Source organism: Photobacterium atrarenae (genome assembly GCF_024380015.1).
GTDB classification, from domain to species: domain Bacteria; phylum Pseudomonadota; class Gammaproteobacteria; order Enterobacterales; family Vibrionaceae; genus Photobacterium; species Photobacterium atrarenae.
In genome coordinates, this window is sequence record NZ_CP101508.1 from 2,846,916 (window position 1) to 2,867,653 (window position 20,738).

The 20,738-nt window shown below is 55.0% G+C and carries 19 protein-coding genes; 5 read left to right on the forward strand and 14 right to left on the reverse strand.

Annotated elements, in window-relative coordinates; genetic code table 11:
- Window positions 1–241 precede the first annotated feature (241 nt).
- From NNL38_RS13320 to xerD, 6 genes are all read right to left on the reverse strand, one after another.
- Window positions 242–664 (reverse strand): hypothetical protein, encoded by a 423-nt coding sequence (locus NNL38_RS13320; RefSeq protein ID WP_255388508.1) that lies wholly within the window; start codon window positions 662–664, stop codon window positions 242–244.
- A 154-nt stretch (window positions 665–818) separates the two neighbouring features.
- Complete coding sequence (gene lysS / locus NNL38_RS13325; RefSeq protein ID WP_255388509.1) at window positions 819–2,324, reverse strand: lysine--tRNA ligase; 1,506 nt, start codon at window positions 2,322–2,324, stop codon at window positions 819–821.
- Window positions 2,325–2,357: 33 nt separating this feature from the next.
- A protein-coding gene (gene prfB, locus NNL38_RS13330) for a peptide chain release factor 2 (protein WP_255388510.1) occupies window positions 2,358–3,456 on the reverse strand; the annotation gives its coding sequence in 2 pieces (ribosomal slippage) (window positions 2,358–3,380 and window positions 3,382–3,456; 1,098 coding nt in all).
- Between the two features lie 195 nt (window positions 3,457–3,651).
- Window positions 3,652–5,376 (reverse strand): single-stranded-DNA-specific exonuclease RecJ, encoded by a 1,725-nt coding sequence (gene recJ, locus NNL38_RS13335; RefSeq protein WP_255388511.1) that lies wholly within the window; start codon window positions 5,374–5,376, stop codon window positions 3,652–3,654.
- Window positions 5,377–5,494: 118 nt separating this feature from the next.
- A complete protein-coding gene (gene dsbC, locus NNL38_RS13340; RefSeq protein WP_255388512.1) occupies window positions 5,495–6,217 on the reverse strand; it encodes a bifunctional protein-disulfide isomerase/oxidoreductase DsbC in 723 nt (240 codons plus the stop codon).
- Window positions 6,218–6,398: 181 nt separating this feature from the next.
- Entirely contained in the window at window positions 6,399–7,280 is an 882-nt protein-coding gene (gene xerD / locus NNL38_RS13345; protein WP_255390650.1) for a site-specific tyrosine recombinase XerD, read from the reverse strand.
- 220 nt (window positions 7,281–7,500) lie between these two features.
- On the opposite strand from xerD, the gene fldB reads away from it, so the two are divergent.
- Complete coding sequence (fldB, locus tag NNL38_RS13350) at window positions 7,501–8,019, forward strand: flavodoxin FldB (RefSeq protein ID WP_255388513.1); 519 nt, start codon at window positions 7,501–7,503, stop codon at window positions 8,017–8,019.
- Between the two features lie 87 nt (window positions 8,020–8,106).
- On the opposite strand, the gene brnQ is transcribed toward fldB, so the two are convergent.
- Entirely contained in the window at window positions 8,107–9,414 is a 1,308-nt protein-coding gene (brnQ, locus tag NNL38_RS13355; RefSeq protein ID WP_255388514.1) for a branched-chain amino acid transport system II carrier protein, read from the reverse strand.
- Between the two features lie 536 nt (window positions 9,415–9,950).
- Here brnQ and NNL38_RS13360 point away from each other — a divergent pair.
- The gene (locus NNL38_RS13360) at window positions 9,951–10,673 is read left to right on the forward strand and encodes a tRNA1(Val) (adenine(37)-N6)-methyltransferase (RefSeq protein WP_255388515.1); all 723 of its coding nucleotides are present in this window, start codon (window positions 9,951–9,953) and stop codon (window positions 10,671–10,673) included.
- 166 nt (window positions 10,674–10,839) lie between these two features.
- Window positions 10,840–12,066, forward strand: a complete 1,227-nt coding sequence (gene srmB, locus NNL38_RS13365; RefSeq protein WP_255390651.1) for an ATP-dependent RNA helicase SrmB — start codon at window positions 10,840–10,842, stop codon at window positions 12,064–12,066.
- An 82-nt stretch (window positions 12,067–12,148) separates the two neighbouring features.
- Here srmB and yaaA read toward each other — a convergent pair whose 3' ends face one another.
- The gene (gene yaaA, locus NNL38_RS13370) at window positions 12,149–12,925 is read right to left on the reverse strand and encodes a peroxide stress protein YaaA (RefSeq protein ID WP_255388516.1); all 777 of its coding nucleotides are present in this window, start codon (window positions 12,923–12,925) and stop codon (window positions 12,149–12,151) included.
- A gap of 109 nt (window positions 12,926–13,034) precedes the next feature.
- Window positions 13,035–14,465, reverse strand: coding sequence for an alanine/glycine:cation symporter family protein (locus tag NNL38_RS13375; RefSeq protein WP_255388517.1), 1,431 nt, complete (start codon window positions 14,463–14,465; stop codon window positions 13,035–13,037).
- Window positions 14,466–14,961: 496 nt separating this feature from the next.
- Between NNL38_RS13375 and NNL38_RS13380 the strand changes: the two genes are divergently transcribed.
- Window positions 14,962–15,141 carry a DUF3545 family protein gene (locus NNL38_RS13380; RefSeq protein WP_255388518.1) on the forward strand — a complete coding sequence of 60 codons (180 nt, stop codon included), beginning with the start codon at window positions 14,962–14,964 and terminating at the stop codon, window positions 15,139–15,141.
- Window positions 15,142–15,363: 222 nt separating this feature from the next.
- On the opposite strand, the gene NNL38_RS13385 is transcribed toward NNL38_RS13380, so the two are convergent.
- From NNL38_RS13385 to nfo, 3 genes are all read right to left on the reverse strand, one after another.
- Window positions 15,364–15,903, reverse strand: a complete 540-nt coding sequence (locus NNL38_RS13385; RefSeq protein WP_255388519.1) for a hemerythrin domain-containing protein — start codon at window positions 15,901–15,903, stop codon at window positions 15,364–15,366.
- A gap of 122 nt (window positions 15,904–16,025) precedes the next feature.
- Window positions 16,026–16,694 (reverse strand): uracil-DNA glycosylase, encoded by a 669-nt coding sequence (gene ung / locus NNL38_RS13390; RefSeq protein ID WP_255388520.1) that lies wholly within the window; start codon window positions 16,692–16,694, stop codon window positions 16,026–16,028.
- A gap of 86 nt (window positions 16,695–16,780) precedes the next feature.
- Window positions 16,781–17,641: a deoxyribonuclease IV gene (nfo, locus tag NNL38_RS13395; protein WP_255388521.1), complete on the reverse strand. Its 861-nt coding sequence runs from the start codon at window positions 17,639–17,641 to the stop codon at window positions 16,781–16,783.
- Between the two features lie 309 nt (window positions 17,642–17,950).
- On the opposite strand from nfo, the gene grcA reads away from it, so the two are divergent.
- On the forward strand, window positions 17,951–18,328 hold the full coding sequence (grcA, locus tag NNL38_RS13400; protein ID WP_255388522.1) for an autonomous glycyl radical cofactor GrcA: 378 nt from the start codon (window positions 17,951–17,953) through the stop codon (window positions 18,326–18,328).
- 163 nt (window positions 18,329–18,491) lie between these two features.
- Here grcA and thrC read toward each other — a convergent pair whose 3' ends face one another.
- Together thrC and thrB are read right to left on the reverse strand one after the other, a co-directional pair.
- On the reverse strand, window positions 18,492–19,778 hold the full coding sequence (thrC, locus tag NNL38_RS13405; protein WP_255388523.1) for a threonine synthase: 1,287 nt from the start codon (window positions 19,776–19,778) through the stop codon (window positions 18,492–18,494).
- Between the two features lie 2 nt (window positions 19,779–19,780).
- Window positions 19,781–20,737 carry a homoserine kinase gene (gene thrB, locus NNL38_RS13410; RefSeq protein ID WP_255388524.1) on the reverse strand — a complete coding sequence of 319 codons (957 nt, stop codon included), beginning with the start codon at window positions 20,735–20,737 and terminating at the stop codon, window positions 19,781–19,783.
- Window position 20,738: the final 1 nt, after the last annotated feature.

Genomic DNA, 20,738 nt, shown 5'->3' on the forward strand with positions numbered 1-20,738 from the left:
AATCGCTAAAGCAGTTTAAAATCCGGGGGTTATAGATAAGGCACTCAGCAAAATCATCTGTGAACACTGTTTTATTCTGCAGACGTTAAATTATCGTTAATGTGAATCGAATCACACTCAAAAATTCACTATAGGGATTCTAAAGGGAATTTTTCCACTATTGGAAAATTGATACCGCGGCTTCAATCAGAGGTCGCCTGACACCAGGACAGGCCATCAAAGCCGCGAAGCGAGGGAAGGCTTAACCCGCTTGAGACTGACTAAGCTGACGGCAGGTGGCATCGGTCACCACATCCGTTGCAAAACCGCCATTGCCGGAATACCAGAAGCGCACACCTAACCCCTGGCTGATCGGCTGACCGAACTGCTCACAGATGTACGGAAACACATCCTGCTCTGCATCCGACTTATGCGTATTCCAGTACCAGCGAGGATTCGGCAAGCGGTAAATCACGGTCAACAGCGAGGTCTGCGGATCAAACTGGAAGGTCTGCACCCCACCACGGAAAGGTTGGGACGGCACATCATTCAACGCCATCAGCTTTTCTTTATGCGCATCCGGCAAATGGCCGACAAAGTCAGACGCAGGCGGCGTCAGCTTCAACGCCTGGCAACCAGAAAGGGCTACCACCGCAGCCGCCACTAAGGCAGTCCGAGTTTTCATTCCAAATCGAGTCATATTCATTCTATCTATCTGATTAGCTGTGATAAGTTCTCCGGCATCATACACCAAATCGATGCAACAGACTGCACACATTTCAAATCACAGGGACAAAAAAAGCCACCAGAGGTGGCTTTTTCACACAGCCCAAAGGCGATTAGCCTTGCTGCGGGCGCATGGCCGGGAACAGGATCACGTCACGGATAGTGTGCGTGTTGGTAAACAGCATCACCAGACGGTCAATCCCGATGCCCTGACCTGCTGTTGGCGGCAAACCGTGCTCCAGTGCCGTGATATAATCGGCATCGTAGTACATGGCTTCGTCATCACCGGCGTCTTTGGCATCCACCTGGGCTTTGAAGCGCTGGTCCTGATCTTCCGCATCGTTCAGCTCCGAGAAGCCGTTGGCCACTTCGCGGCCACCGATGAAGAACTCAAAACGATCCGTGATGAACGGGTTTTCATCATTGCGACGAGCCAGCGGCGAGATGTCGGCCGGGTACTCGGTGATAAACGTCGGCTGGATCAGTTTCGGCTCAGCCGTTTCACCAAAGACTTCTTCCAGGATCTGGCCACAGGTCCAGAAGCTTTCGAACGCGATGCTCAGCGACTCCGCCAGGTTACGCATGAAGTTAATGTCACTGACTTCAGCGTATGTCATCTTTTGGATGACTTCATGGTTCGGGTTGTACTGCTTGATCGCTTCGAGCATGCTCAGGCGCGGATACGGGCCACCGAAGTCAACCGTCTCATCGCCGTATAGCAGCTTCGTCGTCCCGCACAGATCCAGTGCGATACTGCTTAGCATCTCTTCAGTCAGATCCATCAGGTCACGATAGTCTGCATACGCCATATAGAATTCCATCATAGTGAATTCCGGGTTATGGCGTGGCGACAGCCCTTCGTTACGGAAGTTGCGGTTGATTTCGAACACCCGCTCAAAGCCACCCACAACCAGACGCTTGAGGTACAGCTCAGGCGCAACACGCAGATACATGTCGATATCCAGCGCGTTATGGTGGGTAATGAACGGACGCGCGGTCGCACCACCCGGGATCACGTGCATCATCGGCGTTTCAACTTCCATGAACCCTTTGGAGGTCATGAAGTGACGGATCGCACTGACGACTTTCGAGCGCATCATCATCGCATTGCGTGAGTCTTCATTCACAATCAGATCAACATAACGCTGGCGGTAGCGCATTTCCTGATCGGTCAGACCGTGGAATTTCTCCGGCAACGGGCGCAACGCTTTGGTCAGCAGCTCGTATTCGTTCATGTTGACATACAGGTCGCCTTTGCCTGATTTGTGCAGCTCACCTTTTACGCCAATGATGTCACCGATATCCAGGCCGCCGTACTGCGCTTTCAGCGCTTTCTGCACATCTTTCGCCGCGTAGGCCTGGATACGGCCGGAAACATCCTGAATCGCCAGGAATGGACCACGTTTGGCCATCACGCGGCCGGCAATCGCAACCACATGACCAGCTTCTTCCAGCGCTTCTTTGCTCAACTCGCCAAACTTCGCCTGCAGATCAGCAGCCAGGCTATCACGGCGGAAATCATTGGGGTGGCCGTTTGCTTTACAGCTTTCGCGAATCATATCCAGTTTCGCGCGGCGTTCAGCAATCAGCTTATTCTCATCTTGTAATTGATCAGTCATGGGTGAACCTTTAAATTCGTGAACCGATATCGGTTACAGACCAGATTTCAGGCTGGCTTCAATAAAACGGTCGAGGTCGCCGTCCAGTACGGCCTGGGTGTTACGGTTTTCCACCCCGGTACGCAAATCTTTGATGCGGGAATCATCCAACACGTAAGAGCGGATCTGGCTGCCCCAACCAATGTCAGATTTGGCATCCTCATTGGCTTGCTTCTCTGCGTTCTGCTTCTGCATTTCAAGCTCGAACAGCTTCGCTTTCAGCTGCTTCATCGCCTGATCTTTGTTTTTATGCTGAGAACGGTCGTTCTGACACTGCACCACAGTATTGGTCGGCACGTGGGTGATCCGAACCGCTGATTCTGTGGTGTTGACGTGCTGACCACCAGCGCCTGAGGCACGATAGACGTCAATCCGCAGATCGGACGGGTTGATCTCGATGTCGATATTGTCATCAACTTCCGGATAAATAAACGCGGAAGCGAACGACGTATGGCGACGGCCGCCGGAGTCAAACGGCGACTTGCGAACCAGGCGGTGGACGCCGGTTTCCGTGCGCAGCCAGCCGTAGGCATACTCGCCGCTGATGCGGACCGTGGCTGATTTCAGGCCGGCAACATCGCCCTCGGAAACTTCGATCACCTCGGTCTTGAAACCTTTGGCTTCCGCCCAGCGCAGGTACATGCGCAGCATCATCGAGGTCCAGTCCTGGGCTTCGGTACCCCCCGAACCTGCCTGAAGGTCGATATAACAATCCGATCCGTCATGATCGCCGGAGAACATACGGCGGAACTCAAGCTGCTCCAGCTTACTTTCCAGCTCGGCCAGTTCCGGCTCGATCTCATCAAATGTTTCCTGGTCGTCTTCTTCCACGGCCAGCTCCAGCAGACCATCGACGTCTTCAACGCCCTGATCCAGCTGGTCAATTGTTTCAACAACCGCTTCTAAAGATGCACGCTCTTTACCCAGCGCTTGTGCGCGCTCAGGCTCATTCCATACACCCGGTTGCTCTAACTCTGCATTAACCTCTTCCAGACGCTCTTTCTTCGCATCATAGTCAAAGGTACCCCCTAAGGACGTCAGTTCGTGCTGACACATCCTCAAGTCGGTTTTTAATAGGATTAATCTCGAACATTGCCAATCTTCACTGCCGAAATGGACATAACCGAAGGATTCTATCGAATTGTAGATAGAATATACAGGGGGGAAGAAAGGTTATCGGCGATTTTTATTCTTTAACCCCGATCACAAAAACGGCGTGAAGGCCCAGAGGGCATACACGCCTTTCCCGGACCGGTCATAGCAATACGGCCCGGGGAATACAGGACGGTCAGAGCGGTTCGAGATGCTCGACCATCAGCTGGGCGCTGCTGTTGCCGCGGTACTCATTGACATCCAGGCGATAAACCAGCTGTACCTGCTGCACCGACGCGTCCGGCCAGCGCCGCAGATCAATATTAAAGGCAATGCCGTCGATCACACTGCCGCCACCAATCGGTTCCAGCATCATTTTCAGGTGCTTGCCGCCCACCAGCTTCTGATGCAGCAGGCGGAAATGACCATCGAACATCGGCTCCGGAAACTGCTGCCCCCAGGGACCACCGGCGCGCAGCAGCTCCGCCGTCGACAGATTCAGCTCCTGCGGCGACAGCTCGCCATCGCTCAGCAGCACACCCTTGAGGGCATCTTCGTCCAGCTCACGGCGCACCGCCTGATCAAACGCCCGGCTGAACGCCTCCAGCTGGTTTTCCGGGATCGTCAGTCCCGCCGCCATGGCGTGGCCGCCAAATTTCAGGATCATTCCCGGATTCTGGGTATCAATCAGATCCAGCACATCACGCATGTGCAGCCCGGGAATGGAACGACAGGAGCCTTTGATTTCCCCGCTACCCGCATCGGCAAAAGCAATCACCGGGCGGTGATAGAGCTCTTTGATCCGCGAAGCCAGAATCCCGATCACCCCCTGATGCCAGTCGCGCTGGAACAGGGCCAGGCCATAGGGCATATCCTGCTGGTTGAACTTGAGACGCTCGCAGATCGCCAGCGCCTCTTCTTTCATCCCCTGCTCGATTTCCTTGCGGGTCTGGTTCAGCGCATCCAGCTCAGAGGCCATCCGCCGCGCGGCCTGCATGTTATCGCACAGCAGCAGCTCAACGCCGAAGGACATATCATCCAGGCGACCGGCGGCGTTGATCCGCGGGCCGAGCGCAAAGCCGAGATCGCTCGACACCAGTTTGGCCGGATCGCGGTTGGCCACTTCAATCAGCGCCCGGATCCCCGGACGGCATTTACCGGCCCGGATCCGCTGCAGCCCCTGGTGGACCAGAATGCGGTTATTGCCATCCAGCGCCACCACGTCCGCGACCGTGCCAAGAGCAACCAAGTCCAGCAGCTCAGCCAGGTTCGGCTCGGCCAGCCCCTGCTCGGTAAACCAGTTGGCTTCACGCAGGGCTGCCCGCAACGCCAGCATCAGGTAAAATGCTACGCCAACCCCACACAAGGCTTTCGACGGGAAGTCACACTCGTGCAGATTCGGGTTCACAATCGCATCGGCCTCCGGCAGCGTCTCGCCCGGCAAGTGATGATCGGTCACCAGCACCTGCATGCCTTTTGCCTTGGCCGCGGCGACCCCGGCAATTGACGAAACCCCGTTATCCACCGTCATGATCAGCTCGGCGCCACGCGCCTCGGCCTGCGCCACGACTTCCGGGCTCAGGCCATAGCCGTCATCAAAACGGTTCGGCACCAGGTAATCGACATTGCGGCTGCCCAGCATCCGCAACGCCAGCACCGACAGCGCCGAGCTGGTCGCACCGTCGGCATCGAAGTCGCCGACCACGATAATCCGCCGCTGCTCCGCCAGTGCCGGGATCAACAAACCCACCGCAGCGTCGATCCCGTGCAGCTGATTGAAACTATGCAAGCCCCGGGCGCCGCGCTCCAGATCGCTGTCCGTGGTCAGTCCCCGGCTGGCATAAATCCGTTTAAGCAAGGGGTGGACGGCGTCCGAAAAGCCGCTGGTATCCGCCTGGGGCCGACGTTTAATTTCAATCATAGCAAGGTGAACTCTGTGACAAACTGGGAAAATTAGACCGAGTATACCACTCCACGGCCATAAAAAACCCGGCATCGGGGAGCCGAAGCCGGGCCTCAAAACTAAGTGGGCGGCGTGCTTAACTGCGGCTGTCCAGCAGCTGGCTCAGGCGGCTGGCCGGCTGGTAACCCGGCAGCATTGTGCCGTCTTCCAGGATCAGTGCCGGCGTCCCATTGACCCCCATCGCCACACCCAATTCGTAGTGTTTGCGTACCAGATCAGCGCGCTGCGGCTGACCACTGGCATCAAAACTACCGCCTTTGGCAGCATCCATCGCCTTGACCGGATCTTTCGCCGCCCAGATCGCACTCATCTCGCCAAAGTTTCGCGATCGCTCGCCACCCCGCGGGAAAGCGAGGTAACGGATGGTAATACCGGCATCGTTATAAGCCTGCATTTCGCTATGCAGCTTACGACAATAGCCACAGGTGGTATCGGTAAAAACAGTCACAACATGTTTTTCGTTTTTCGCCGGATAGATGATCATTTCATCTTCCATGCCGGCCAGCTTATCTTTGTTAATTTTGGCCATTTTCAGTTCGGTCAGGTTGACCGGGTTACCGGCTGCATTGTCATACAGGTGGCCAACCAGGAAATAGCCGCCGTCATCAGAGACATACACGATACCACGCTCTGTGACGGCCTCATTCATCCCCGCTATCGGCGAGGGGGTGATCGATGTCGGCGTCAGGCCAATGGCCCCCAGTTTGCGCTCGATCGCTGCCTGATCCGGTTTGGCAGCAGCGGTGAACGCTGTCATCGCGACTGCCGTCGCAAGTATCGTACGACCCAAAAAGTGCATCAACTATTTCCTTTTTAAGCAAAAATATAGATAACCAGTAAGACCTTCAGAGTCTGAAAAACTTTCAGAGTTCAATCAGTCCCGGTCCTGACTGCGTTTACCTGTGATACGCCCCACAGATAGGTTGAGTATAACAGCCCCTTACCCGCGGCATTGTACAGACTCTGCCGGGGGACACAAATCAGGCTCGCGGATGGTGCGTTTCGTGCAGCTGTTTAAGCCGCTCGGTGGCAACATGGGTATAAATCTGGGTGGTCGACAGATCGCTGTGGCCCAGTAACATCTGCACCACCCGCAAATCCGCACCGTAGTTCAGCAGATGGGTCGCAAACGCATGACGCATCACATGCGGCGACAGCGTTTCGGCATCAATTCCGGCCAGCAGGGCATAATGCTTGATCCGGTACCAGAAGGTCTGCCGCGTCATCTGTTTGCCGCGCTTGCTGGGAAATACCACATCCGAGCTTTTTTCGCCCAGCAGCACCGGGCGGCCACTGGCCAGAAACTGCTCAATCCAGTCCACCGCATTCTCTCCCATCGGCACCAGCCGCTCTTTATCCCCTTTACCGGTCACCCGAACCACCCCCTGACGCAGGCTGACATTTTCCATCGTCAGGCTCACCAACTCCGTCACCCGCAGCCCGGTGGCGTAGAGCAACTCCAGCATCGCCTTGTCCCGCAGCTCGATCGGATCATTGGGGTCTGGCGCATCGAGCAGGGCATCGACCTGGGCTTCGGTAATATCTTTCGGCAACCGCTTGGGCAGTTTGGGGCTGATCAGCAGCGCACTGGGATCATCTTCGCGAATCGCTTCGCGGTGAAGATACTGAAACAGGCGGCGGATCGCCGACACCATTCGTGCCCGGGAGGTCTGCTTGTAATCGGCGTCAAACAGCCACTGCTGATAGCGCTGCAAATCATCAACGGTGACGGTCACCAGGCTGCTGCGTTCCTGCTCAATCCAGTGACAGAGCTTGCTCAAGTCATTGCGGTACGAGGTCAGGGTATTTTCCGACAGCCCCCGCTCCATCCACATGGCATCCAGAAACTGCTCCAGCAGCATTGCATCATTTTCCACGCGTTCCTCACCTATGCCCATAAATACATGGATAAATAAACAGTACTTTTCGACATGGTAGTTGATTTTCCGGCAAAAGCAACGGGTCTTGTGTCAGGAAACAAAGTCACGCGAACCCACCGCAACGACAGCATTAGTCAACCGCCGCCAACCTAGGTAAAATCCCCGCTACTGTTTAACTGCACACACCAACTGGACTCGCAGCATGAAAATTGGCTTATTCTACGGCTCAACCACCTGTTATACCGAAATGGCAGCAGAGAAAATCCGGGACTGTATCGGCGCTGAGCTGGTCGAACTGCATAACATCAAAGAAGCTGAACTCAGTACCATGAATGATTTCGACATGCTGATCCTGGGGATTTCGACCTGGGATTTCGGTGAGCTGCAGGAAGACTGGGAAGCGGTCTGGGAGCAGTTGGACGGGCTGGTGCTGAACGGCAAAACCGTTGCCCTGTTTGGCCTGGGCGATCAGGAGGGCTATACCGAATGGTTCCTCGATGCTATGGGCATGCTTCACGATAAGCTGCTGCCAACCGGCGTTCAGTACGTCGGCTACTGGCGCAATGAAGGGTATAATTTCGAAGCCTCAAAAGCCCTGACCGAAGATCAGAAATTCTTCGTCGGCCTGGCCCTTGATGAAGACAGCCAATACGAACTGAGCGATGCGCGGATCGCCCAATGGTGCGAGCAGATCCTGACCGAGTACAGCGAGACGCTCTAACCCAGGCTCAAGGCTTTGCTGACACAAGCCGCCCCTAACAAAACGGGATGCCAAGGCATCCCGTTTTCGTATCCGGTGATCAGCAGCTTATGCCGTGCGGGCTTCTGCCTGCTCCGAACCGCCAATAAAGAAAGACACCACCAGCGCCGCCAGCGTCGGCAGTACCCACGCCATGCCGTAGTCAAACAGCGGCAGAATATTCAGCGCCGACACATCAATGCCCATGAATTTGGCAGCATCAATCAGGCTGAACAGCAAGGAGACCAGCAGCACCAGGCGATAACCCAGACGCGGATTCGCCATTTTGCCGCGCACGAACGTCAGCGCCACCAGGGCAACTGCCACCGGATACAGGGCAAACAGCACCGGGATGGACAGGGCGATCAACTGGTTCAGGCCGACATTCGCAACCACGCCACACACGACTGACAGGATCACAGCCCACTTTTCGTAGCTCAGTTTGGTCAGCGAGCTGAAGTAGTCAGCACACGCACTGATCAGGCCAATTGCCGTGGTCAGACACGCCAGCAGAACAATCGCCGACAGGATCATCTGTCCCACCGGGCCAAACAGCGCCTGGACATAAGCGGCCAGGATCGCACCACCATTATCCGCACCGGCGGCCACGGCCGAGCTGGTTGCGCCCAGGTAAAACAGCGAAATATAGACAAACGCCAGGCCTGCTGCGGCAATCACACCGGCATAAATCAGGTAGGTGCAGGTCGCCTTCTCATCGGTCACCCCTTTTTTGCGGATCACATCGACAATCAGCATCCCGAACATCAGCGCCGCAAAGGTATCCATGGTGTTATAGCCTTCCAGGAAGCCTTTAGTGAAAGCCATATTGGCGTAGTCACCCTGAGCAGCCAGAATATCACCCTGCGGATTGATGAATACGGCAACCGCCAGCACCGCTAGGACGGCAAACAGCGCCGGGGTCAGAAACTTACCAATCATGTCGATCAGCTTGCCGCGCGACCAGGCAAAAAACAGGGCCACGGCAAAGAATACGACCGAGAAAATCGTCAGACTCATTTGACCGGCATCGGCAATAAACGGCTTCACAGCCATCTCATAAGCGACCAGACCTGTACGCGGTGCTGCAAAAGCGGGACCAATAATAATGAAGATCAGCACAGCCATCAGGGTCGCCACTTTCGGTGGCAAATCGCGGGTCAGCCCGTTCCAGCCGCCACCGGCAACGGCGACGGCAATAATTCCGATCAGCGGCAGACCGACCGCTGTCGCCAGGAAACCGAACATCGCCGGCAGCAGGTTTTCACCGGCAGCCAGGCCCGCCTGGGGCGGAAAGATGATGTTGCCTGCACCAAGGAAAAACGCAAAGGTCATAAAGCCCAGCGCCAGTATGTCTGTCATTTTGAGTGTTTTATTCAAACTGCACCTTCCCACTCGTTTGTTATCTATATGATGTGTCTGCGATATTTTGAGTTATATGGCACGCACAACTTATTTCTAAATGTGATATGCCTCGCAGCATAATGAAGAAAAAGAGAACAATAAGCAACCACCCAGTCAAAAACACCACAATCTTTGGCCCGGACATTCAATAGCCAGTTCATAAATCTGAATTTAACACTAAACATGGAGCTTACGACCAAAATATTTTTGTTATCAGAAAGATAACAAATAGCATCAATCGCTATAAATCAGAATAATTACAATACAACAGCGAATCCGTAACCAAAATATCACCCGCGCCCATGATGCGCCGGTAAACATTGCATTTTCGACGTCCGGTGCTCCGCGATTCTGCCACTTCCCGCTATAATCCCCGCCTCGGACAGCGGGAACTACCCGCGAACCATGAGACGTTCCAGGGCCACAATGGCGTTTAACGGTCAACCCTTTCATGAATCAGAGCAAGCAGTACGCACACGCTCAGTAATACACAACGGACAACGGTAATATCCATGGCAAAAGGCTTTACATTCAAACAGTTCCATGTCGATGATTTCGGCTGCGGCATGCCGGTCAGCACCGATGGTGTGCTGCTCGGTGCCTGGGCGGCACTGCCGGCCGAAGGGGAGATTGTAGATATTGGTACAGGCAGCGGGTTGCTGGCGCTGATGGCCGCACAGCGCACCGCCAAGTCCCGGATCACGGCAGTCGACATCGACCCCCGTGCCATCCGTGCGGCCGCAAGCAACTTTGCCAACTCCCCCTGGCAGGCCCGGCTTTGCTGCATTACGCAGGATGTCACCGACTGGGGGGCGCAGCAGCCTGGCGGCCGCTTTTCCGCCATTGTGTGCAACCCGCCCTATTTTAACCACGGCCAGCAAGCCAGCTGCTCATCCCGAGCCACAGCTCGCCATACCGACACCCTGAGCCATAACTGCCTGCTGACAACCATCCGTCATCTACTGGACGGCAACGGCCAGGCGAGCCTGATCCTGCCGGAATATGAAGGCCGCCTGTTGCTACGAGAAGCCAAGGCGCACCAGCTTTTCTGCCACCGGCTGTGTGAGATCCGCAGCACCGAACGTAAACCGGTTAGCCGGTTGCTGATCGCGCTGTCAAAAGCCCCGCTGCCTGAGCCGGGCCAGCCACAGACTGAGCATCTGTCCATTCATCATCAGGGCCGATATTCAGCGGCCTTCTGCGCCCTGACCCGGGATTTTTACCTCAAACTATAAGGCTGTCCCGTGCCGGCAAACTGAAGCAGCAAAAGTTTTTAGCGGGAAACCGGTGATCGTGGCGGCAATAATCACTATAATGCCGCCCCTTATGTTTCTGGTCATGCGCCTGCAGCGTTGCACCCGCATGATCGGCGTTCGTCTTATTCCCGAGGAGAAACGACTGGTGAGAGACTTTTCCGAATTAGAGTTAGATAGCGAGCTGTTACGCGCGATTGAAAAAATCGGCTACGATCGCCCGACCGTTATTCAGGCCCAGGCGATCCCTCATGCCATGGACGGTCGAGATGTACTGGCTTCCGCTCCGACCGGCACCGGAAAGACGGCCGCTTTTCTGCTGCCGATGATCCAGCACCTGCAGGATTTCCCGCGCAAGAAACCCGGACCGGCCCGCGTCCTGGTACTGACCCCGACCCGCGAACTGGCCATCCAGGTCGCCGATCAGGCCCGTGCCCTGGCTCAGTATACCGACCTGAAAATTTTCACCATCACCGGCGGTATTTCCTACGACGAGCACGCCGAGCTGCTAGGCAAAACCCAGGATATCGTGGTTGCCACGCCGGGCCGCCTGATGGAGTACATTGAAGCCGAACGTTTCGACTGCCGGGCGATCGAATGCCTGATCCTCGACGAAGCTGACCGGATGCTGGACATGGGCTTTGGCAAAGCGGTCGAGCGGATCCACAACGAATGCCGCTGGCGCCGCCAGAGCCTGCTGTTCTCGGCCACCCTGGAAGGCAAAGGGGTCCGTGATTTCTCCCGCACCATCCTGAACGAGCCGGTGGAGGTCAATGCCGAGCCGCCACGGCGTGAGCGCAAGAAAATCCACCAAATCTACCACCGCTGCGATCAGATGGAACACAAGCTGGCCTTGCTGGAGCATATCCTCAAGCACCAGGCTGAGCGTACCATTATCTTTGTCAAAACCCGTGAGCGTCTGGCAACCCTGCGCGACCAGCTAGCGGCGATGAAGATCCCGTGCTGCTGGATCCAGGGCGAAATGGCCCAGGCATCGCGCAACAACGCCATCACCCGCTTCCGTGATGGAACGGTCAACGTGCTGATTGCCACCGATGTCGCCGCCCGCGGGATTGACCTGCCGGACGTCAGCCACGTGATCAACTTCGATATGCCACGCACGGCCGATATCTACCTGCACCGGATCGGCCGGACTGCCCGTGCCGGCAAGAAAGGCACGGCGATTTCCCTGATCGAAGCCCACGATCAGGAAATGATTGAGCGCGTCGGCCGTTACATGAAAGAGGAAGTACCGGAGCGCTTCATCGACGGCATGCGCCCGCAGCATAAAAAGCCATCAACGGTGAAAAAGAAGAGCAAGAAAAAAGTCGCCAAGAAAACAGCGGCGGGAAAAAAGAAGAAAGCTAAAAAGTAACGCTGACCGGGCTCGTCACCGAGCTCGCAGCCTGAACAGAAAAAAGGGCCGATCGGCCCTTTTTTTCAACGTCCGCATCTGCTTATGATTGCTCCTCGCGTTTAAACACCAGCTCTTTGGCGGTGGATTCATCCGCAGCAAAATAGTAGCCGGCAACATCAAACTGCTTGAGTTTTTCCACCGAATCAACTTGGTTGTCGATAATGTAACGGGCCATCAGGCCACGGGCTTTCTTGGCATAAAAGCTAATCACCTTGTACTGGCCGTTCTTGCAGTCTTTAAACACCGGCGTGATCACCTCACCGTTGAGCTGCTTGGACTTCACCGCCTTGAAATACTCGTTAGAGGCCAGGTTAATCAGGATGTTATCCCCCTGCGCCGCCAGTGCTTCATTGAGCTGGTCGGTGATGATCCCGCCCCAGAACTGATACAGGTTAGCGCCGCGCGGGTTCGCCAGCTTGGTGCCCATTTCCAGCCGGTACGGCTGCATCAGATCAAGCGGGCGCAGCAGACCATAAAGGCCGGAGAGCATCCGCAGGTGTTGCTGGGCGTAAGCAAAATCGGCTTCGCTCATGGTCTCGGCATCAAGCCCGGTATAAACATCCCCTTTAAAGGCCAGGATCGCCTGCCGGGCGTTGTCTGGGGTAAAGTCCGGCTGCCAGTCAGCAAACCGGGCCGCATTGAGGCCGGCAATTTTATCGCTGACCTTCATCAGGCTGGCAATATCCACCGGCGTCAGCTCACGACAGACGGCGATCAGTTCAGCGGCATGATCGGTCAGCAATGGCTGGGTGTAGCTCTGCGTCGCCAGCGGGGATTCATAATCAAGCGTTTTGGCAGGTGATACCACAATCAACATAAGACGTTATTCCCGAAAAGGTTCATTCCTCAAAAGGGTAACATTGCTGACAAAAAAAACCACGCGATAGTCGCGTGGCTTGACCAATTTCTGGGATAGGCTGCAGCGATTAGCGCTTGCCGGACTGATCCCAAATTCCCTCTTCGAGCTGGGCGTGCAGCTCGGGGTAATCATGACTGTCAAAGGTCGGCACTTTACCCAGACCCAGCTGCTTGTTGTAGTCTCGGGCCAGCTTCACCGCCGTGCCCGAGAGCAGCACTATCGCGATCAGGTTGATGATCGCCATCATTCCCATCGAGATATCCGCCATCTTCCAGACGGTCGGCAGATCGGCCACCGCCCCAAACATCACCATCCCCAAGACCACCATCCGGAAGACCGTCAGACCGGCCTTATGATTATGCTCCAGGAAGATCAGGTTGGTTTCGGCATAAGAGTAGTTGGCGACCAGCGAGGTAAACGCAAAGAAGAAAATGGCCACGGCAATGAACACGGCGCCCCAGTCGCCGACCTGAGAGCTCAGGGCTCGCTGGGTCAGCTCAATGCCGGTCACCTCACCATGCGGCACATACTCGCCCGACATCAGGATGATCGCCACCGTTGCAGAGCAGATCACAAGGGTGTCCATAAACACGCCCAGCATCTGTACATAGCCCTGAGAGGCCGGATGCGGGGGATAAGGCGTCGCCGAGGCGGCAGCATTCGGCGCCGAGCCCATCCCGGCCTCGTTGGAAAACAGCCCGCGCTGCAACCCGTTAATCATGCCCTGGGCGATCGAATAGCCCAACGCGCCCGAGGCCGCTTCCTGCAAGCCAAACGCACTGCGGAAAATCATCACCAGGATCTCCGGCAGCTTTTCCAGGTTCATCGCCATAATGAACAAGGCCAGCAGCAGGTAACACAAGGCCATGGCCGGCACCAGCACTTCGGCGGTACGGGCGATGGTACGCATGCCGCCAAAAATAATCACCCCGGCCATCACCACCAGGCCGACGCCGACATAGGTCGGGTTCCAGCCAAACGCCACATTCATGGCCTGAGTGATCGAATTGGCCTGCACCGAGTTAAACACCAGGCCGAAGGCAATGATCAAACAGACGGAAAATACCACGCCCATCCAGCGCATCCCCAGCCCCTTTTCCATGTAATAGGCCGGGCCACCGCGATAATTACCGTCATCATCCCGGGTTTTATACAACTGCGCCAGGGCACTTTCGGCAAATGCCGTCGCCATCCCCAACATGGCAATCAGCCACATCCAGAAAATGGCCCCAGGCCCGCCGAAGGTCAGGGCCACCGCGACCCCAGCCATGTTGCCGGTGCCGACCCGGGCAGCCAGACTGGTACACAAAGCCTGAAAAGAAGAGATCCCGGCCGGATCCGACTTACGGCTGTTCTTCATCACCCGGAACATGTGGCCAAAGTGGCGAAACTGAATAAAACCCAGACGGTAGGTAAAAAACACCCCGACGCCAATCAGCAGATAAATGAGCACGGAGCCCCATAACAGATCGTTGATAAAATTAATCTGGCTTGACACATCTACCCCTTGAAAATCATCAAAAACAAATCCAGCCCGTCATCACACTCGTGCACAGGTTGAATCCTTAACCGGGTTGCTTCGCGCAACCATTCTCATTGCTATTCTGTTGTGTGGTACTTTGACAGGTACATATTCACGTCGGTGACAATGCGCCCTGAATACAGCAGCCTCGTTGGAGAACCAATCGCAGAGCCGGCTGCTGGTGGCGCAGGATCATGCAAAGAACACCACAAAAAATCAATATGTTCACTCAGAATATCCCGCCAGCGGGCCAGTTTTCCCTACCAAAGCATACGATCAAGCGGCGTACCCGTTTCCCCCTGGGACTGAAAAGCGTCTATTTTTTGTACACCACCCTTCTCCTTCGGCATAAATTGCGATCACACGCACACAAAAAGTTCATCAATAAGTAACAAATGCGAAACATGGCAATTTTATTTTAAGTCTCAGTATGATATTTAACTTAGACCAACCTGTAAGAAAGAGGTGCTTTATGGATAGCTTTGCATTCGATGACATTCTTGCAACAGACACGCCGCGCCGTGCGGCCCGTAGCAAACCGGTCAAACGTAAATGGCGTGAAATTGAAGCGCTTAAGGACAAACAACGGCTTCGCAAAGAGTTGGCAGAAATTGATATGTTTCGCGATACTTCAGACGATATTGATTTCTGAAAGCCCCCTATAACTGTACGCGCCGGCAAGTAGCCGGCACGTTTTGTTTCGCCTGATACCAATCACACGAAGTCAGTGCTCAGAAATAGCCCAGAAAAAAATGCTTGAGAACAAGGCCGAATTATTTTGATAAGTAGTTATTCTACAGTCAAAAATTCTAACGCCGTTATCAAGCGTGTTAACAAGCTTGGATGGCCCGTGATTGACTATCATTGGTATTCATCAGCCTCGGGTATTGAGGCGCTCAGCCAAACCGCGATAGCGTTCCGAGACCTGATCACCAAACAGCGGATCACAGGCACACTCTTCATATTGTGCCGATACCGCCACCCAGTCCTGTGCAGTAAACTTATTTCGAATTAGTGGAAAGATGTGTTTTTCCTCGAATTCCAGATGGGCAATTTGCCGCTGCACAAAAATGTTGAGCTTATCGGCAAATACATCAAGCGGGATCACGGCATCCATCAGGATCATATCAACGGTATCCGAAAACTCCTGAGTTAGCCTGGCCAGCTCAGTATGCTCCAGTTCCAGATCTTTCATTTCGCGGCAGTCGTCATAATGGGACTGATAGTAGCGATACAACAAATCCTCTTTCGGGTGATGGCAACACTCAGCGTGTTTTTGCAGATACTCAACAATATCTTTGAGCAATTGATAGTTCACATCCTTGCCTTGCTGAATGGCCGCCAGCTTCTGCCTCAGTATGTTCAGCAGACGCATCATATAGCCATGTTCAGTGTGAATACTTTCCAGCATCATGGTCGTTCCCTCCCCAAAGACTTCTCCTCATCGTATTTTGAGTGTAAGCCCTTGTGGCCGATAATGCCTTGATCCTGATTATTAAATAATCAACTTACGCGAGGCGATCACATGCCATCCGCTCAGTGATCCGCCAGTGCCCACTGGATCTCTGTTTTGTTCATCTGCCGCAACAGGCCGTTGGTCTTGGAAAAATGCTGGCAGCCGAAGAAACCGCGATAAGCCGACAGCGGGGATGGGTGCGCCGAGGTCAGCACATGATGCTTATCGCGATTAATTTTCTTGCCTTTTTTCTGGGCATGGCTGCCCCACAGCAGAAAAACCACCCCCTCAAGCTGCTGATCGATCGCTTCAATGATCCGGTCAGTAAAGGTTTCCCACCCCATCTTGGCATGAGAGTGGGCTTTGCCCTGCTCCACCGTCAGCACAGTGTTCAACAGCAGTACGCCCTGCTCAGCCCAGGGGCTCAGGCAGCCGTGACGCGGGATTTCAAATCCCGGAATATCAGTCGCCAGCTCCTTATACATGTTGGCCAGCGACGGCGGCGGCTTGATACCGGGCTTGACGGAAAAACTCAGCCCGTGCGCCTGATCCGGGCCGTGATACGGATCCTGCCCCAGGATCACCACTTTGACCTGGGTGAAAGGTGTTAAGGCAAAGGCGTGATAGACCTCCGGCTCAGGCGGGTAAATGGCTTTTCCGGCCGCCCTTTCAGCCGCAATAAATTGTGTCAGCTGCTGAAAATAGGGCTGCGCTTGCTCCCGGGTAATAATGTCCTGCCAGCTCATCATAAGGCTGTGGTAACTCCTGCTCATTTCGCTCAAGCGTCTATTTTAGAGCGCTTTCTGACAAGAAGAAACCGATGCCCGAAGCAGGCTCAGCCGATGCCGGCTTCCTCAGCAGCAAAACGGCGCAGGGTGGCAATTTCCTCCGGCCAGCGCTCAGGCTGAATGGTTTCCAGCACCAGCGGGAGGCCATCAAAGCGACTGTCCTGCATCAGGTAGCGAAAACACTCCCAACCGATCTCGCCATCGCCAAGACACTGATGGCGATCAATCCGGCTGCCGAGTCCGCCTTTGGAGTCGTTCAGATGCATCCCCCGCAAATATTGCATCCCCACCACCTGGTCAAATTCAGCGAAGGTTGCTTCTGTCGCCGCAGCTGTGCGTAAATCATAGCCGGCCGCAAAAGTATGGCAGGTATCAATACAGACCCCGACCCGGGATTGATCCTCGACCTGCTCGATAATGGCGGCCAGATGCTCGAACCGCCAGCCCAGGTTACTGCCCTGTCCGGCCGTGTTCTCAATCACTGCCACGACATCCGGCACCGCGGCATGGGCCAGATTGATCGACTCAGCAATCAGAGCCAGGCACGCCTGCTCAGAGATTTTCTTCAGATGGCTTCCCGGATGGAAGTTCAACAGCGTCAGCCCCAGCTGCTGACAACGCTGCATTTCATCAATAAAGGCCTGGCGCGACTTCTCCAGTTTCTCCGCCTCAGGTGCGCCGAGGTTAATCAGGTATGAGTCATGCGGCAGAATCATCTCGGGCCGAAAGCCATGTTGACGGCAGTGGGCTTTGAACGCCTCAATCACATCTGGCGTCAGGGGCTTGGCAACCCATTGACGCTGGTTTTTGGTAAACAGGGCAAACGCATTGGCCCCGATTTGAGCCGCATTCTGCGGCGCATTGAACACGCCGCCCGCGGCGGAAACATGTGCTCCGATATACTTCATGGTGCTCCTTATGTCGGCAATCTCCCCCTGCCGGAGGTCGTCTTGATTGAATTCGTACGGCTTCAAAATGTAGTAATTTTACGAAATGTTGTTATTTTTAATTAAACGCTGCATTTATACACAAAACCAATAAGTACATATAAATACATAATTTATTGACCGAACTCAAAATTAACCCACTATAAAAGTATGGGATTATTTTTGTAAATTGATCTAAATCAACGACACCCTGCCGCAAACCGGTTATATATTACCCAGCTCGACCCCGAAATCGAAATAATTAAACGACATCCTGCGGAGGCGTAAGTCATGATCACTGGTATTCAAATTACAAAAGCAGCAAACGACGATCTACTCAACTCGATCTGGCTACTCGATACAGAAAACAATGAAGCACGTTGTGTTGCTGCGAAAGCAGGTTACGAAGCAGACCAGGTTATCCCTGCGACTGATTTGGGTGAGTATGAATTTCGTGAAGTTGCGATCGAAGCCCCGGCAAAAGTTGAAGGCGGCCAGCACCTGAATGTGAATGTGCTCAAACGCGAAACCCTGGAAGATGCAGCCAAGCACCCGGAAAAATATCCGCAACTGACTATCCGCGTTTCCGGCTACGCGGTTCGTTTTAACTCGCTGACCCGCGAGCAGCAACAGGACGTGATCGCCCGCACCTTCACCAACAGCCTGTGATCCCCGGCTAGAGATTTTATAGTACGGCACCTGAGGGTGCCGTTTTTGATCCGGGGTGCAGACCTGACAAACAAAAACACCAGCCGGGACAACCCGACTGGTGTTTTTTTAGCTCAGCTTCGGAAATATCCCCAAGCTCAAACCTGATTCAAAGCAGCTCCGATTAGTCCTGCACGCTGCGCAGGACGGCCTTGAGCTGGTCGAAATCATTGTCACGCTCGAGCGACAGCAGTGCCATGGCGTTGTGCTTAGCCAGCGGGCCCGGCAGCGCAATATCTTTACCCAGGATCTCATCGACCACTTCCTTAAACTTCGCCGGGTGGGCCGTGCACAGGAACAGACCGGTTTCACCTTCAGCCAGCTGCTCGGTCAGGACCCGGTACGCAATCGCGCCATGCGGCTCACACAAATAGCCTTCGGCATCCATCTGACGCAGGGTTTCACTCGCCTGAGCATCGGTGACCGCACCATAACCCAGCTCGTTCAGGCCCCAGCCTTTAACCTGGCATAGTTCTTCAATTCGCGGCCAGTTGTTGGGCTGGCTGACATCCATGGCATTGGACAGGGTCGGGACCGTCGGCTTCGGCGCCCACTCACCGTCTTTCAGGTAACGCGGGACGGTGTCATTGACGTTGGTGGCGGCAATAAAGCGCTTGACCGGTAAGCCGAGTGCTTTGGCCAGCAGGCCTGCGGTCAGGTTGCCGAAGTTACCACTCGGGACCGACACCACCAGGTTCTCGCGCTCGGCTTTCGGCAATTGGGCCACCGCTTCGAAGTAGTAGCAGATCTGGGCCATCAGACGGCTGATGTTGATCGAGTTGGCCGAATTCAGGCCCACTTCCTGACGCAGTGCTTCATCATCAAATGCCTGCTTCACCAGCGCCTGACAGTCATCAAAGGTGCCATCAACAGCAACTGTGGTGATATTACCGCCCAGGGTACAGAACAGCTTTTCCTGCAGCGGGCTGATCTTGCCTTTCGGATACAGGATCACCACTTTGATTTTCTCCATGCCGTAGAACGCATGGGCCACCGCCGCGCCGGTATCGCCGGAGGTCGCAGTCAGAATGGTGATATGGCCGTCATCGTCAGTGACTGCGGCCAGCGACTGGGCCATAAACCGCCCCCCGAAATCTTTAAACGCCAGGGTCGGGCCGTGGAACAGCTCCAGCGCATAAACCCCGTCTTTCACCTGGGTAATCGGTGCCGGGAACTGAAACGCATTCGAGACCATCTGCGCCACGGTTTCAGCGGCCAGCTCCTCGCCGATAAAAGCCGACAGGATTTTGCTGCTGCGGTTGACAAAATCCATCTCAAGCAGACTGTCGATATCGCCCAGCTCCGGCAGCTCGCTCGGGAAAAATAAACCTTGGTTCCGGCCCAGCCCCTGACGGACGGCCTGACCAAACGAAACCTGCTCTTGGTGCTCTTTTAAGTTATACAACTTCATGGTTATAGCTCACTTCCAGTTACTTGTGATCCCTGTCCGTCCAGCTGGCAGACATGGACAAATCCTTCATCATTCTGAACATAATGGGCTTCGAGCCAGCGTGCAATACGCTGAGCCACTTCAATATCGTTACAGACGGTAAACATGGTCGGCCCTGATCCGGAGATCCCGCTGGCCAGCGCCCCGGCTTCCAGCGCATACTGCCGCGCCTCGGCAAATCCCGGTAGTAATCGCTCGCGATACGGCTCCGCCACCACATCTTTGATCATCGCCGCCGCCAGCTCAGGCTGTTGGCTATGACAGGCATGAATGAAGCCGCCCAGGTAGCGGCCATGGGCAATGACATCCTGGCGACGGTACTGCGACGGCAAAATCGCCCGCGCTTCCGCGGTTGGCACCTTGATCCCCGGATAGGCCATCACCCAGTACCACTGTTCAAAGCACGGCACCGGCTGGCTGATGATCCCGAGCGCTTCGACCATGAACTGCAACCCGCCGAGATAGCACGGCGCCACATTGTCATAATGCAGGCTGCCGGAGATCTCCGCTTCCATCTCGCCCATCAGCGCCAGCAGCTCGGTTTCATCGAGCGGCAGATCGTGAAAACGGTTGAGTGCATCCAGCGCGGCCACGATTGAGCAGGCACTGGAGCCGAGCCCCGAGCCGATCGGCATATTCTTTTCCAGGGTCATCGCCACCGGCTTGAGCGGCAACGCGTGCTTTTCCAGCTCCCGGCCAAACACCTGCCAGCACCGGTAAACAATGTTTTCCTCGGCCACCTGTGGCAGCTTATCAACAAAGTTACCGACACAACGCAGGGAGAAAGGCTGCTCACCGGCAGCAACCTGCACCCGATCCCCCAGCAGGGTGCCATCCACCGGGGACACCGCGGCCCCCAGGACATCAAATCCGACACTCACATTGCCAATCGAGGCAGGCGCATAAACAACAACACTCATG